This window comes from Paenibacillus sp. FSL H7-0323, assembly GCF_038002725.1.
GTDB lineage: Bacteria > Bacillota > Bacilli > Paenibacillales > Paenibacillaceae > Paenibacillus_AQ > Paenibacillus_AQ odorifer.
In genome coordinates, this window is record NZ_JBBODB010000001.1 from 1,351,012 (window position 1) to 1,365,588 (window position 14,577).

Here is a 14,577-nt window from a genome sequence, read left to right on the forward strand (position 1 = left end):
ACAACAATATTAAATCGAATTTAGGTAGATATATCAAGGGAGGTAGAGGGATAAACCGAAAGATTGCATGAATGTTATATGATACTTTTATAGAACACAAAGGAGTGAGTTCATTGAAAAAGATAATACAATTAGCAAACCAATCAGAAATAGAAGTAGGTATGGCAGGACTTCCAGATTGTCCAACCCTCATGTTACCCATCGCTAAAAAATCTGTGTACAATCAGGAAGCAGAAAACTTAAAGCTATGGAGAGTAGATCCCGAATTAGGCAAACATTTTGTTGAAGGATTAGCGGATACGTTTCAAGTGCTTTATTTCGATTATGAAGGTCATCTATTTCAATATCCAGAGGAAAATCTAACAGCAGATCATATTGTGAAGGATCTTCTCCACATTGCGGATGAAATGAATGTTACAAGCTTTAGTTACTACGGTTATTCCTGGCTTGCGTTGATTGGATTGCAAATGGCTATAAGAACAGATCGCTTGGAGAGTTTGGTAATGGGAGGTTTTCCACCCTATAATGGCCCCTATCAAGAAATGAGGGTTGTGACCCATAAAACACATACACAAGCTTTGAGTAACCAAAATGAATCTGTAGAAAGCCCAACAGGATCGGAGAATCCAAACGAAATGGATTGGGACAATATAAAGGTTACCATAGATACCCGTGTTACAGCACAATTTGTCTCTCTATACCAGAGCCTCACAGCCTTTGATGATCGCAGTATTCAACATTTGCTTAGTCTCCCTAAACTAGCTTTTGCAGGTGGAAATGATACGATTGTTTACGGTGAAAATTTCGGGAGCGTTACCGTTGACATCGTCGGGTTGTTAAAAAAGAATAAGGAGCAGTTGGCGGATTTAGGCTGGGATGTTGAAATCCTTTCGGGAGCCCAGATGGACCATACAAAAGCTATGCAACCAGCAGTAGCCTTACCACTGATTAAGCCTTGGTTTATGAACGTGTTACTAAAAAATACTGGATTGTAATTGTGGCAGATACAAAAATCCAGTGAATAAGGTATCCCAAAAGAACAATACTTTTTAGGGTAAAAGCTTTAATTTGAAGAGATTAAATAGTAAACGATCTATGATAAAATTCCATATGTAATCGCTTACATTAATATATATGGAAGGAAGTGGTGTTGCGAATCTGCCCCAACAAGGAATTGCTTCGACTACTAGAAATACAGACAAGCAGTATGTAGGTATGTAGTGACAAAAAATTTCAGGAGGTAGATTATGTTTAAATTTAACAAGAAAATCGTGACTGTAATTATGGCAGCTTCAATGAGTTTCAGCTTGTTTGCAGCAACCTCAAGTGCAGCGACAGACTATTGGCAAAATTGGACCGATGGTGGCGGGACAGTAAGTGCTACTAATGGATCTGGTGGGAATTACAGTGTTACATGGTCAAATACTGGTAACTTTGTTGTTGGTAAAGGTTGGAATACTGGATCCCCATCTAGAACAATAAACTACAATGCAGGCGTCTGGGCACCATCCGGCAATGGGTATTTAACTCTTTATGGGTGGACGAGAAACTCCCTCATAGAATATTACGTCGTTGATAGCTGGGGCACTTATAGACCTACTGGAACTTATAAAGGTACCGTGACCAGTGATGGAGGCACATATGATATATATACGACTACGAGAACGAACGCCCCTTCTATTGATGGTACGGCAACCTTCACACAGTTTTGGAGTGTAAGACAATCCAAACGAGCAACGGGAAGCAATGTCGCGATCACTTTTGCCAACCACGTTAATGCTTGGAAAAGTTACGGAATGAATCTGGGCAGCAGTTGGTCTTATCAGGTGTTAGCGACAGAAGGATATCAAAGTAGCGGGAGCTCAAACGTAACAGTATGGTAACTTGAGCATCGGACCAGCTCAGGCATCTCCAGATGATTAAAATAACTATTAATCACTGTCATTGCTAAGGTTGTCGGTCCACAGCCGGCAGCCTTAGATCATTCTAGATCATTCAACAAATGATACTTAACTACATACCAGTGGTTGGAAAGGAGATATATCCATGAGAAAACTATTAATTTCTCTTTTAATAGTAGTTGTTATCAGCGCTTGTTCGCAAGAAAAGCCTGAACAGAAGGATACTTATGTATTAGTCAAAGGCGGGGCTTTCATTAACACAAATTCCAACTACAAAAGTACAACTATATCAAATTTTTATATCGGGCAATATGAAGTTACTCAGAAAGAGTGGGTTGAAATAATGGGAAGCAACCCTTCAGCATTCAAAGGCGACAACTTGCCAGTAGAAATGGTTAACTGGTATGACGTAATAGATTACTGTAATAAAAGAAGTATAAAAGAGGGGTTCAAACCCTATTACAATATAGATAAAAATAAAAAAGATCCGAATAATAAGAGTGATAATGATAATTTAAAATGGACAGTAACGCTCAATGCAGGAGCTAATGGTTACCGATTGCCTACTGAAGCAGAGTGGGAATATGCTGCAAGTGGAGGACAGTTAAGCAAAAGTTACACCTACAGTGGAAGCAATAAAGCAGATGAAGTAGCATGGTATTGGCAAAACGCTGGAGACAAATACTTATCAGGAGATTGGAACTGGCCGATCATAGAAAACAACCATAACAAAACAAAATCTATTGGTGGCAAAAAACCTAATGAGCTAGGTCTTTACGATATGTCAGGGAATGTTAGGGAATGGTGTTGGAACTGGTACGGAGATATAGATAGTAAGAGCGGTTCTTTTCGGGTTGTAAAGGGTGGCGGGTGGATCGGCGGCATTAGCAACAACGAGATTTCATTTCGGGGAAAGTTCGAAGCGAATGGTATGGGCCCTGATCAAGGTTTTCGAGTGATTCGTGGTGAGTAAATGGGAACAAGACATACCAAGTATAATCGTAAAAAGCTGAAAAGGGTTTGATTAATAAACAAGCTTTGCGCTCGAATATAATCAATCCCCAATATGTATGTTTGCTATATTTCTTCGATCATTTGGATTAATTTTGACAACGCACTAGAAAAAACCGCGTTCCAGCGATACACAAACAATACCTGCAAATCTCGATATCCTTCAGGCAGACGGTGGGAAGTAATTACTCCCGCCTCTTCGGCCTTGGAAATCGAAGATTGGGGCAGCATTGACACGCCGAGTCCAGCTGAAACCCCACTTAGAATTACATCTAACGTTCCGTATTCCATAATCTTATAAGAGCTCATCCCGCTTTCATTTAGGAAACTCTCAGCTTTGGCACGATGTGTACATCCGACGTCGAAAAACAACATTGGCTTTGTAAGCAATTCGCGCATTTCGCTCTTACCTGGTTGTGAGATAAGCACCAGCTCCTCTTCGAAAGCAACAACATGTTCTATATCAGGCTGGTCAATGGGTCCATAAACAAAGGCTCCATCTAGTTGGTAATCAAGCACCTTTTGTAAGAGGTTATGCGTTTCTCCCGTTATAAGCGATAGATTAACCTCGGGATATCGTAAGTGATATTCGGTTAGCAGAGGTGTCAGATGAGTAGCCGCTGTTGTTTCGATGGAACCTAAACGGAGCGGACCAGCAGGGTGCTCAGAGTATTGTGTGGTTATCACAGCCTCGTCCATTAGTAATAATATTTTGTCTGTATATACCAGTAAGTTCTCACCTGCCGGCGTTAACGTCATCCCTCGATTGGATCGACGAAATAGGGGGATTTTCAGCTGAGCTTCTAGATACTGAATCCGGTTCGTCACATTTGACTGGACATAATTCAAGACTTGAGCAGCCTTCGTTATGCTACCCTCGCGAGCAACCGCTTGAAATATTCTCAAATCTCCACTTTCCATTTCCTTTGCACCTTCTTGGTATGATGATTTATGATAGTCACCTTCAGTTTTGATCATTTTACTGGATTACACCCACTATGTAAAATTTATTATAGATTCATTAATAACAACTTGAGGAAGGGGCTTGGATGATGAAAGCCATTGTACATGCTGGAGAAGGTGGCCTGAAGGGCTTGAACTATAAAGAGATTATGGATAAAAAACCGGGGATTGGAGAAGTGAAGGTTAGGTTAATGGCTGCAGGGCTGAACCACAGGGACTTGTTTATCATGGATGACCGAACAAAACAGGATGTTCCTTTGATTATCGGCTCTGATGGCGCGGGGAGAATTGAAGCAATAGGTGAAGGTGTGCTGGATCATAATGTAGGTGAAGATGTCATCATTAATCCGTGCATCGGATGGGAATATAGTGACAATATTCCAAACGTTCCAGCCATTGTAGGGGGACCTTCAGAAGGCACATTCGCTGAGTCAATCATCATTCCTGCGCAAAATGCCATCAGCAAGCCAGCTTACCTGTCATGGGAAGAAGCCGGCGTGCTGCCCTTATCTGCCTTAACAGCCTATCGGGCGCTATTCACTAGAGGCCGCTTAAAGAAAGGTGAACATGTTCTTATACCTGGCATTGGTGGTGGGGTTGCGACTTATGCCATGATGATGGCTTCAGCGGTGGGTGCACGTATCAGTGTCACTTCACGCAGTGAAACGAAAAGACAAGCTGCACTCGCTCATGGAGCTGATCATGCGTTTGACAGTCATAGCAACTGGAAGGAAAGAATGAAAGGAGACACCGTTCATCTCATCCTCGACAGCATTGGGCCTGCGACGTTCCCACATTACTTTGATATTATTAAACCCAATGGACGTATTGTTACGTTTGGTGCAAGCTCAGGAGATCGAATCGAAATCCCGACGCGAGCCATATTTTTCCCGCAAATTAGTATCATAGGTAGCTCAATGGGAAGTAGTGAAGAGTTTGCGGATATGCTTCAGTTTATGGAACACCATTCGATTCGACCTATCATTGATCGAGTGTATCCTTTACAAGACACAGTTCAAGCCTTTCACCGAATGCAGCAGGGAGAACAATTTGGTAATATCGCGATAAGAATAGAATGAGCGGAGTCCCTTATAACTGGAATTCAAATGCCAAATATATCAATTTCGGAGACAGGAAACCACTTTTTCGAAGCCACATCTTTAAAAAATACTTGAATAGTGTAGGTGCCCTTTGTAGTAAAGGAATATGTATACTCATTGGTTTTGAACCAAAAGTTTTCTTCGCTGTTCTTAATTTGTTGAGCATCAATGGTTTCTGTTTTATCCGCAGGATCGGTGATCACAACCTTAATATCTGAAATTTCTGTTTTTAAATGATCCACCTGTAATAGAGTCGAAAATGCAAAACGTGACGGGCTTTTTACTTTACCAAAAATCTCTCCGTTATTATCGAGCATAACCATGTTTATATTAGGCTTGTAGATTCGAACGGTTTTACCTGATTCATCCAAGGCGAATAGTGCAAATAAATCTTTAGACAACTGTTCAGTCGTCAAGGAAATCGAACCTTCGGAAAATATTGCGGGCTGTTTTTGAAGCACATTATTCAAATATAATGAAACTTCAGATGAGCCAGCTGCAGCATAAATCACGGTTCCCGGTAAAATCATGATGCAAAATCCTAAAAGAATCAGCTTCCTAATTTTTCTCAATGATTTTCCCTCCTATAGAGCTTTATGTTAATTATACCCATAAGATGGAAGATAGTTTCTTTTACACAATTAATAAAATATAAGAAGGTCAGTAGAGGGAAATACCCTTACCTGACCTTCTTGGTGTTAAATGAGAGAGTTATTATTTGAACCGTCTAATGGTAAATTGAAAAGCCGTTCCTTTTCCCGGTTTGCTTGTAACCAATATTTTTTCTCCCAGACCATTTACAATTTCCTCGGCGATAGCAAGCCCAAGACCACTTCCTTTTTCATTATGGGACTGTTCACTTTTGTAAAATCTTTCAAAGATATAAGGGAGGTGCTCTTTTGCAATGCCGGGTCCATTGTCTGATATCTGCACAGTTACAACCCTCGAATGCACAATAGCATCAAAAGTTATTTTCCCATCCTCCTGAACGTATTTCATGGCGTTATCCATCAAAATATTGACTAATTGCAACACTTTATCTTTATTAGAAAAAACATCTGGAAGGTTTCTGGCGTTATCTGTAATCTCAAATACAATGCCCATTTCATCGGACAAGAAAGAGTATTTAGACTCAATAAGCATGACTAATTCCTGAGTATCTATTTTTTCTTTATTCCAAGTTTCTTTTTTATTTTGCATTCTTGATAATTCCAGTACATCATAAATCAATCGTTGCAAGCGCGCACATTCGGATAAAATAATTCCATAGTATTTATTTGTTTTTTCTTCATCTTGAATCATTCCATCTGCCAGCGTCTCCGTTAAAGCTCTGATAGAGGCAATGGGAGATTTCAGCTCATGGCTAATATTCGCTATATAATCCCGACGAGTCTTTTCAAGCTGCTTCATCTCCTTTAGATAGGAGGATATAAAGAAGCTGATTATTAGTGTGCCTAACAGAAGGGTACCTGTAAAAACGTAATAGAAGCCATTCAATACCGCCTGAAATTCACTGCCAGGTTCTAATAAAAAGACGACTCCGACCGCTTGTTTATCCTGAATAATAGGTGCACCTACGACAATGGATTTACTCGGAAACCCATTAATATTTTTAATCGCAGCGAATTTATTGTACTTAATTACTTCGGGAATATAATCTATAAGGGCATCCTTGAATTCTTCCGATGTAACATTGAAAAAAAGATGCTTATTTTCGTCACCAGGTGAAAGGTCATTCCCCTCTAAATCATACACCTTCATAAGATACGGTTTAAAACCTCGAATGCTCATCTCATTTTGTGCCATTTCAGCAGCTATAGCAGAGGCCTGAGGCAGCATATCTTTTAATTTATAATTCAAAAAAAGCTGTTTAATAATCAAGGTTCCTCCAAGTTGTCCTAAAATGAAACAAAAGAGGATGGCCAGATAAATCACTTTTTTGTTGGAAGTTACTTTTTTCATGTGGAAGTCTCCATTTTGTAGCCCATCCCATAAACAGACTTGATTTCAAATCCCAAATTCTTTTCAGGCAGTTTTTTTCTCATTCTTTTTATGAGATTATCAACGGCTCTAGTATCACCGAAATAATCATAACCCCAGACCTTATTTAAGATTTGTTCTCTTGAAAGCACCTTGTTTTTATTAATTGTAAAATAGATAAGCAATTCGATCTCTTTAGGTGTAAATTCCATTCGTGATCCATTAATTTTGATATTAAAAGCATTTCGGTCAATCTTCATTTCTCCCAGCGTCAGGATGGCGTCTTCACTTGGAAAGGTGTAATGAGTGCGTTTTAAAATGGTTTTTACTCTTGTGACGACCTCCCGGGGGGAGAACGGTTTTGTAATATAGTCATCTGCACCAATTTCCAAACCTAATATGCGGTCAGTTTCCTCACCTTTTGCGCTCAGCATTATAATCGGGACGTTACTAGTCAAGCGAATCTTACGGCAGACCTCTGTCCCAAAAAGTCCAGGCAGCATAATATCTAGAATTAAGAGATCAAAATGCTGATCTTCCAATTTGTAAAGAACTTCCTCACCATTGTATACGGATTCATATTCCATATTTTCCGCCTGTAAATAAGCAGATATGCTCTCATGTACAGCTATATTGTCATCACAAATTAGTATGTTCACTTTACCCTGCATAGCTACCACCTTTATTCCGATATCTTGGAACTTATTGTATGTAAATTGTCTAAAAGGAGCAAGGAAGACTGCATGTTCGTGAGGGAAATAATCGCATTCTAAATGGAATGGAAAGAGACCGATTGAAGGATCGGCCTCTTGTAACCAGAATAAGTTACTGTTCTATTATTTATTACTGTCCTTATAGATGTTAGAAGTATCTATACTTATGGTGTGCGTTCCAGCATCCCATTCCAAATTAAAATCAAGTGATTTTGCAATATCCCTCAGCTTAAAATACTCACTACCGCCGATATTATAGCCCGTTACTGAAATCTCTTGTCCGTTCAAAGTTATCTTAGTGGCTGTCATAACACCGGTCTTTGAACTAGTATTTACAGATGCTGAAAGTTCAATGCCCGTCGGAGTGTACGTTTTGTCAGATGTAATGTTTAAAGTATTCGTATTTTCATCCGATGTCACTTCAAACTGTTGTGTAGTGTTGTTTACAATCATAGCAATGTCCCGTAATTTAAAATAGTTGCTGCCGTCGATATTGTACGCGTTAACAGATATCTTGTTACCATTCACCAACAATGATGATTTGGAAGGAATGGCAGCTGCGGATGCTTTTGGCGAAGTAGCACTAACCTTGTCCGCCCAAGCAAAAAGCTCATCCAGATCGTAATCTCCGCTGTGTGGAATATCCCAAGCCATTGCAAAGTCAACGTTTGAACCTTTGTTCTCAAGCTCTGTTGCCAATATAGTAGAAACAGCGAGGGAAGTATCACTATCCTTGGTTCCCATCCGAATCCGCCAATTATTTGTAGTGGTTGTTCCCTCAGTGCTGATATAGTTCATTGGATTCATCATTTTCACTAGATTCTGGTCAGCAAGTGTTCCCCCCGCTGTATCATGCTCCAAACCGAACTGAGTAAAATGCTGGGCAGCGACATTCGCTGTGCCGAATAGATCGTTTTCACCATTGCTCAGGTCTAAACCGTCAAAGGCTCCAGGCAGTTTCATTCTGCCCAAGTATGCGAGATATTGATCATAGTCGATATCCGTAACAGTGCCATTTTCAATGGTGATCCAGGTTTTGTCGGACAGATCTGTACCCGATTTTAACGCTTTTTGCGCTGAAGCGATCACAAAAGCTTTGATGTAATCTTTAAAGGTGCCATTGCCGTCCGCATCCATCTTCAAAGCTGTTCCGTCAGTATTCGTAAGTCCTAGACGATTGACGTATTCAGGGAACATAGCTTCCAGTTCGTTAGATACCTGAATCTGATCCTCCGTCAATGTTCCTTCTACCAACTTTCTTTCCATGTTAAAATCCGTATTTCCGGAGAAATCAAGTTTTTCATAAGTGTTAATTCCGTTGAATTGCCACTCATAAGCGGCATCTGCGTTATCTAGATTCGTAATCGGCGTGTAGGCCGAAACGGCAAAAACGTCGTCACGCTCATCAGCTGCTCCGATCGCTTCCAAATAAGGCTCATATTCCGCATTGTTGCCGGTAGCACCCAGTAATGCGGAGAGCGCGCCGCCAGCACTTGTGCCGTTAGAGATGATCTTCTCGGCGTCACCAGGCATAATGTCGTCGTTAAAGCGAAGGTAGCGGACAGCCGCCTTCAGATCTACGATAGCTGCGGGTGCCTTACCAGTGTAAACACCTTTTTCGTCCTTTGTAGTTCTACCGCGAGCGCCTGGAGATGCGACCACATAACCTTTGGACAGGGCAACTGCGATAGCACTGGGAGATTCAGATGAAGGTGTTCCTGCGTTTTCGTCTTTACCCGCAGCGGGTTTATTCAATTCCGTTCCTGTATCGGCGCCTGGGGCTGCTGCGGATTCCTTGTCTGTTTTCGGAGCGCCGTTCTGTGGACCTGCCCCCATACCCATTCCTTTACCTGTTTCAGTACTACCTGGCTGAGCAGGCATATACCCGCCAACCTGGTTTGGGAAGAAGATAGGTGCGGTATCGGCGGTGTAACTACCGATCGACTTACCCTGGAAGTATTCCTCAGGGACATAGACGTTCATAGTTTCATAATTAATATCTACAGGGTTCTTTACATAAACGATATTCTCATATGCCCGATAAGTGACGGATTGACCATCCACCGTTATGGTCTTTGTAGTATAGTTAGTCGCATTGAATTTCAAGCTATACTCGCTGTTAGTTGCTGCACTTGCAGATCCTGTAGCGAAAGAGAGGCTCATCAGAGAACATGTGAGGATAGGGGCAATCCATTTTTTAAGTTTCATTTCGTATCTCCTTTTTCTAAAAATAGTAGATAATCTCATCAGTCTCTTTTGTACTAATCTGAATTAAACAGTGTCATATACCAACTCCTTCTTTTAAGGCCAACAAACGTTATCAATTAACTCTACTCAGGAGCTCGGATAAGAATGTAACAAAACATTGTGGCATAAAAATAGCATTGGTACTGGATTTCATTTGACAGTAGAGATGAGTTTGGTAAAATTTACATAGGTTATATCAATAGGAGGTTAGCAATGGATATCGCCATTGAGTTAATTGAAAGTATGTTGGTTAAATTTAGATCGGAAAAGAAATGGACGCTCCAAGCAATCGAGCAATGTACCCAAGAGGATATTACATGGTCCCCAACCGTGGAAAGTAACAGTATTGCAAATTTGGTTGCTCATATTAGCGGGGCGGTACACTCACGAATTGAAACCATTCTTTTAGATATTCCTGATACAAGAGATAGAGAGAGGGAGTTTGAAAGAGGTCTAGAAATGACAAAAGAACAAGCTATAACCATGACCAGGGATGCTTTTGATATTATTATCCAATACCTTGAACGGCTCCAATCTAACCCGGAGTTATTGATGTCACAACCCTTTCTTAATTTGCCACCACTTACATATAGCCAAGTAAATAACGAGACCACTGCTCTTAATCTCATGATAGCGATGGTGAGAGAAGTCCATTATCATACAGGCCAAATCATCTATGCAGCAAAAATAAGAAAGGGACAGCTTGTATGGCAATAATAGTTTAACTAGAGGAACGCTGCATACACTAACAAAGGACTGCCAAGAGGCAGTCCTTTGTTCACTCTAACTAGAATCCCCTCACACTGCTAGGGGTTACTTTTTTATGCTTTTTGAAGGTGCGGCTGAAATAGTAGATATCGCTGAAGCCAGTAGTGGTAGCGATTTCAGAAATCGTTAGCTGGGTATGGCGGAGCAAATAATCTGCACGGTCTAAACGGACAGCATTTACATATTCCGATATCGTATGCCCAGTTAGTTCCTTAAAGAGACGGCTGAAATGGAAGCGGCTTAGCCCCGTTAGCGCCGCAAGTTCGTCAACTTGAATCGGTTCTTGGTAATGGGTATCGATATATCGCAAAACAGGTGCGAAGCGTTCAACGGTCTGAATACGCCTCTCTTGCTCAGCTTGTGAGAGTACGGTGACGATATGTCTGCGCAACAACAGCGTTAACAGGCGGTATAGCTCGGACTTGACGGCCAGCTCGTAACCAAATTCGCGACGTTCCAGTTCCCGAATAATCGCCAAAGCACAGTCAGTAATATGCTGATCCCCCCGGATATGGTTACGTAACAGCAGCTGGTTCCGCTGAATCGGGGCGATGAACTTGGTTTCGGCAGCGTCGCTTACCGCACTATGCAGCAAAGAAGTATCTGCAATAATCGCATAATACAATAAATCAGAAGAAGCGCTTACCCCATAATGCAGCTCGTTGCTGTTCACAGCAACTAAATCGCCAGCCCGAACGTTGATCGGTGTTCGTCCGCACTCAAAAACAGCCTCACCACTCTCAATAAATATAAACTCAAGATGCTCATGCCAATGATGTGGGAACAACATAACTCCTTCTTGGTGGAAACGCTGGGTATGTACTTTAATCGGAAACTCGGGATCCGGCATGTCCATGGGTTCCTGTAGATGTTTATCATAGTCCAACATTTATAGACTGCACCTCCTATAGCACAATTGTACAAATGAAACCGCAAGGCTCTGCATGGTGTTTAGGGTTGAAATCATTATAATACGAATCATAACCTATGCAAAATAAAGGAGCGAGTGTTAATGGATAAGATCAAAATTGGCGTAATAGGTACGGGCTCTATCTCCGGCATGCACTTAAGTGCTTATCGGAATAATCCGCAGACAACCATATATGCGGTATGTGATCTGAATGAAGAACGTGCACGCGAAGTTGCTAAAGAATATAACGTCGAGAAGGTATACACGGATTATCGTGAATTACTGGCCAATTCCGAAATAGATGCAGTCAGCATCTGCACATGGAACAACTCTCATGCCGAGATCAGCATCGCGGCGCTTGAGGCAGGCAAGCATGTGCTTGTGGAAAAGCCGCTTTGCCGTACGGTTGAAGAAGCGCTTCAGGTACAGCAAGCAGTGGAAAAGAGCGGCAAGATTTTGCAAGTAGGCTTTGTACGACGTTATGACTCCAATGCCCAGCTCCTTCAGACGTTGGTGGAACAAGGAGAATTCGGCGAAATCTATTATGCAAAAGCAACGACGTTCCGGAGACTAGGCAATCCCGGCGGCTGGTTCAGTGATATTGAACGCTCCGGCGGCGGACCGCTGATCGATATTGGTGTCCATGTGATTGATCTATGCTGGTATTTGATGGGCCGTCCGAATCCAGTATCGGTAAGTGCTAATACCTACCGGAAGCTCGGCAATCGTTTTAATATTAAGAATCTCTCATTCTATAAAGCCGCCGATTACGACGCAGCGAACAATACGGTGGAAGATTTAGCGAATGCACTGATTCGCTTTGAGAATGGAGCTTCGCTAATGGTCGATGTCAGCTTTACACTGCATGCCAAAGAAGACGAGCGTTCGGTACGCCTGTATGGTGACAAGGGGGGGTTTGAAATTGATCCTGAGATAGTCATTGTTAAAGAACAGGCGGATACGATCGTCAATACCTATCCGCAGACCGATAATAAGGGGTTTGAGTTCAACAGTGCATTCCAGAATGAAATTAATCATTTTGCGAGCAACATCAGTACCGGCTCTACACCAATTAGTCCTGTGCAAGACGGCGTTACAATCATGAAGATACTCGGCGCGATCTATGAATCCGCAGCCAAAGGTGAAGAGGTGAAACTATGAAGTTAGGAATCAGCACTTACAGTTTGCATTCGGCTTTTTCAACGGGTGAGCTCACGCTTGAAGGAGTCATTGAGACGATCGCCGATCTGGGCGCAGAACATGCGGAGATTGTACCTTTGGGTATCAATTTGGTTGAAAATCCTGAGCTAATTGATCAGATTGTACGAACAGCAGCGGGTCGTGGACTAGAGTTATCCAATTATGCTATCGGGGCGAACTTTGCCGGGCTGGAGACAGCGGAAATGCAGCGGGAAGTCGAGCGGGTAAAGCGGGAAGTAGACGTGTGCGCGGCATTAGGCATTCAGCGGATGCGGCATGATGTAGCCTCCTCAAACGATCTATCCATCACGCATTTTTTGGAAGAGCTTCCACGTTTGGCTGAAGCCTGCCGAGAAATTGCTGATTATGCCGCAGGTTTAGGCATTACGACCAGTGTGGAGAATCATGGATACTTTATTCAGCACAGCGATCGTGTACAGGCGCTGGTTCATGCGGTGGGTAGAGATAACTTCCGTACAACACTCGACATTGGGAACTTCCTGTGCGCAGATGAGAACCCGCTAATAGCTGTACCTAACAACATCAAGCTTGCTTCAATGGTGCATTTCAAAGATTTCTATATTCGTCCGCAAGACCGCCAGCCTGGCGAAGGTTGGTTCCAATCCTCCGGTGGGAACTGGTTGAGAGGTGCCATCGTTGGTCAAGGAGACATCGATATGCCGAGTGTAATTCGAATCGTTAAGGAAAGCGGTTACGATGGATATATCTCTGTAGAATTTGAGGGAATGGAAGAGTGCCGTAAGGGAACAAGACTGGGGCTGGAATACATCAAGCGGGTTTGGAACCAAATCTAATTCATTATACTGGAGGATTATGCCATGGTTAAACCAATTATCACTAATAAAATCGGTGTTATCGTAGACAGCTTTCAGGTTGGAGTGAAAGAGGGATTGCGCAAGGCAAAAGAAGCTGGGGCAGATGGAGTTCAGATTTATGCGGTACAAGGCGAATTTGATCCCGCTACTCTCTCTCAGTCAGCACGCCGTGAATGGAAGGATTACATTGCTTCGCTAGGTTTAGAAATCTCTGCCCTCGTTGGAGATTTAGGCGGACATGGCTTTCAGGACCCTGCCCAGAACCGTGCCAAAATTGAAAAGTCCAAGCGCATTATGGAGCTGGCCAAGGAGCTAGGTACAGATATCGTAACTACACATATCGGTATTGTTCCTTCTAACCCTGCCAGTAAAATCTATGAAACCATGCACATTGCCTGTGAGGAACTTAGCAGATATGCACATGAGATGAATTCTTATTTTGCGATTGAGACTGGGCCAGAACCCGCTGCACGTCTGAAGACGTTCCTCGACGGTCTGGGTTCCAGAGGGGTTTCCGTTAATTTTGATCCGGCCAATATGGTCATGGTGACTGGTGATGATCCGGTGCAAGGTGTTCATACTCTAAAAGACTACATTGTACACACCCATGCTAAAGATGGTCTCAAGCTTGCCGATATCGATCCACGCGATGTTTACGGTCAATATGGTTATGAAGCACCAGCATTAGACCATGAGAAAATCGCTGAAATGGCCGAGACCGGCTCGGCATTCCGTGAAGTTCCGCTCGGAGCGGGTTCTGTTGATTGGAACAACTATCTGCAAGCACTGAACGACATCGGTTATACAGGATTCCTGACCATAGAACGGGAAGTTGGCACTAATCCGGAGGAAGATATCCGCCAGGCTGTGAATTTTTTAAAGGGTTTTCGGGTCTGAACACGGTAGTGATAAAGAATAAATAGTTCATCCAAACAGTCCCTGTGAAAA

At 42.4% G+C, this 14,577-nt stretch carries 14 protein-coding genes; 8 read left to right on the forward strand and 6 right to left on the reverse strand.

Annotated features, from left to right (window positions below):
* Positions 1 to 113 precede the first annotated feature (113 nt).
* The 3 genes from MHH89_RS06355 (at position 114) to MHH89_RS06365 (ending at position 2,874) form a co-directional block, all read left to right on the forward strand.
* Entirely contained in the window at positions 114 to 995 is an 882-nt protein-coding gene (locus tag MHH89_RS06355) for an alpha/beta fold hydrolase (protein ID WP_076281125.1), read from the forward strand.
* A 252-nt stretch (positions 996 to 1,247) separates the two neighbouring features.
* Positions 1,248 to 1,883 (forward strand): glycoside hydrolase family 11 protein, encoded by a 636-nt coding sequence (locus MHH89_RS06360; RefSeq protein WP_076280619.1) that lies wholly within the window; start codon positions 1,248 to 1,250, stop codon positions 1,881 to 1,883.
* Between the two features lie 163 nt (positions 1,884 to 2,046).
* Positions 2,047 to 2,874 carry a formylglycine-generating enzyme family protein gene (locus MHH89_RS06365; RefSeq protein ID WP_076280618.1) on the forward strand — a complete coding sequence of 276 codons (828 nt, stop codon included), beginning with the start codon at positions 2,047 to 2,049 and terminating at the stop codon, positions 2,872 to 2,874.
* Between the two features lie 104 nt (positions 2,875 to 2,978).
* Here the strand turns inward: MHH89_RS06365 and MHH89_RS06370 are convergent, their stop codons facing one another.
* Positions 2,979 to 3,833, reverse strand: coding sequence for a LysR family transcriptional regulator (locus MHH89_RS06370; protein WP_341088794.1), 855 nt, complete (start codon positions 3,831 to 3,833; stop codon positions 2,979 to 2,981).
* Positions 3,834 to 3,964: 131 nt separating this feature from the next.
* Between MHH89_RS06370 and MHH89_RS06375 the strand changes: the two genes are divergently transcribed.
* Complete coding sequence (locus MHH89_RS06375) at positions 3,965 to 4,954, forward strand: quinone oxidoreductase family protein (RefSeq protein ID WP_076281123.1); 990 nt, start codon at positions 3,965 to 3,967, stop codon at positions 4,952 to 4,954.
* Between the two features lie 23 nt (positions 4,955 to 4,977).
* Here the strand turns inward: MHH89_RS06375 and MHH89_RS06380 are convergent, their stop codons facing one another.
* From MHH89_RS06380 to MHH89_RS06395, 4 genes are all read right to left on the reverse strand, one after another.
* Positions 4,978 to 5,547 (reverse strand): hypothetical protein, encoded by a 570-nt coding sequence (locus tag MHH89_RS06380; protein WP_076280617.1) that lies wholly within the window; start codon positions 5,545 to 5,547, stop codon positions 4,978 to 4,980.
* 142 nt (positions 5,548 to 5,689) lie between these two features.
* Entirely contained in the window at positions 5,690 to 6,937 is a 1,248-nt protein-coding gene (locus MHH89_RS06385; protein WP_076280616.1) for a sensor histidine kinase, read from the reverse strand.
* A complete protein-coding gene (locus MHH89_RS06390) occupies positions 6,934 to 7,626 on the reverse strand; it encodes a response regulator transcription factor (RefSeq protein ID WP_076278485.1) in 693 nt (230 codons plus the stop codon). The genes MHH89_RS06385 and MHH89_RS06390 overlap by 4 nt, the downstream gene beginning before the upstream one ends.
* Positions 7,627 to 7,791: 165 nt before the next feature.
* Complete coding sequence (locus tag MHH89_RS06395) at positions 7,792 to 9,876, reverse strand: subtype B tannase (RefSeq protein WP_341086626.1); 2,085 nt, start codon at positions 9,874 to 9,876, stop codon at positions 7,792 to 7,794.
* A 252-nt stretch (positions 9,877 to 10,128) separates the two neighbouring features.
* On the opposite strand from MHH89_RS06395, the gene MHH89_RS06400 reads away from it, so the two are divergent.
* On the forward strand, positions 10,129 to 10,632 hold the full coding sequence (locus tag MHH89_RS06400; protein ID WP_036677310.1) for a DUF1572 family protein: 504 nt from the start codon (positions 10,129 to 10,131) through the stop codon (positions 10,630 to 10,632).
* A 70-nt stretch (positions 10,633 to 10,702) separates the two neighbouring features.
* Here the strand turns inward: MHH89_RS06400 and MHH89_RS06405 are convergent, their stop codons facing one another.
* Positions 10,703 to 11,572 carry a helix-turn-helix domain-containing protein gene (locus MHH89_RS06405; RefSeq protein ID WP_076125575.1) on the reverse strand — a complete coding sequence of 290 codons (870 nt, stop codon included), beginning with the start codon at positions 11,570 to 11,572 and terminating at the stop codon, positions 10,703 to 10,705.
* A gap of 123 nt (positions 11,573 to 11,695) precedes the next feature.
* On the opposite strand from MHH89_RS06405, the gene MHH89_RS06410 reads away from it, so the two are divergent.
* Genes MHH89_RS06410 through MHH89_RS06420 form a run of 3 tightly spaced genes read left to right on the forward strand, consistent with a single transcriptional unit; the run spans position 11,696 to position 14,526 of the window.
* Entirely contained in the window at positions 11,696 to 12,754 is a 1,059-nt protein-coding gene (locus tag MHH89_RS06410) for a Gfo/Idh/MocA family protein (protein ID WP_339174324.1), read from the forward strand.
* Positions 12,751 to 13,608, forward strand: coding sequence for a sugar phosphate isomerase/epimerase family protein (locus MHH89_RS06415; RefSeq protein WP_076125572.1), 858 nt, complete (start codon positions 12,751 to 12,753; stop codon positions 13,606 to 13,608). Before MHH89_RS06410 ends, MHH89_RS06415 begins: the two co-directional genes overlap by 4 nt.
* A gap of 24 nt (positions 13,609 to 13,632) precedes the next feature.
* On the forward strand, positions 13,633 to 14,526 hold the full coding sequence (locus tag MHH89_RS06420) for a sugar phosphate isomerase/epimerase family protein (protein ID WP_036677301.1): 894 nt from the start codon (positions 13,633 to 13,635) through the stop codon (positions 14,524 to 14,526).
* The last annotated feature ends 51 nt before the right edge of the window (positions 14,527 to 14,577 follow it).

Bases quoted from the DNA above. Each gene is read 5' to 3' on its own strand.
- MHH89_RS06360 (WP_076280619.1), top strand. From the start codon at position 1,248: ATGTTTAAATTTAACAAGAAAATCGTGACTGTAATTATGGCAGCTTCA.
- MHH89_RS06365 (WP_076280618.1), top strand. From the start codon at position 2,047: ATGAGAAAACTATTAATTTCTCTTTTAATAGTAGTTGTTATCAGCGCT.
- MHH89_RS06370 (WP_341088794.1), bottom strand. From the start codon at position 3,833: ATGGAAAGTGGAGATTTGAGAATATTTCAAGCGGTTGCTCGCGAGGGT.
- MHH89_RS06375 (WP_076281123.1), top strand. From the start codon at position 3,965: ATGAAAGCCATTGTACATGCTGGAGAAGGTGGCCTGAAGGGCTTGAAC.
- MHH89_RS06385 (WP_076280616.1), bottom strand. From the start codon at position 6,937: ATGAAAAAAGTAACTTCCAACAAAAAAGTGATTTATCTGGCCATCCTC.
- MHH89_RS06390 (WP_076278485.1), bottom strand. From the start codon at position 7,626: ATGCAGGGTAAAGTGAACATACTAATTTGTGATGACAATATAGCTGTA.
- MHH89_RS06395 (WP_341086626.1), bottom strand. From the start codon at position 9,876: ATGAAACTTAAAAAATGGATTGCCCCTATCCTCACATGTTCTCTGATG.
- MHH89_RS06400 (WP_036677310.1), top strand. From the start codon at position 10,129: ATGGATATCGCCATTGAGTTAATTGAAAGTATGTTGGTTAAATTTAGA.
- MHH89_RS06405 (WP_076125575.1), bottom strand. From the start codon at position 11,572: ATGTTGGACTATGATAAACATCTACAGGAACCCATGGACATGCCGGAT.
- MHH89_RS06410 (WP_339174324.1), top strand. From the start codon at position 11,696: ATGGATAAGATCAAAATTGGCGTAATAGGTACGGGCTCTATCTCCGGC.
- MHH89_RS06415 (WP_076125572.1), top strand. From the start codon at position 12,751: ATGAAGTTAGGAATCAGCACTTACAGTTTGCATTCGGCTTTTTCAACG.
- MHH89_RS06420 (WP_036677301.1), top strand. From the start codon at position 13,633: ATGGTTAAACCAATTATCACTAATAAAATCGGTGTTATCGTAGACAGC.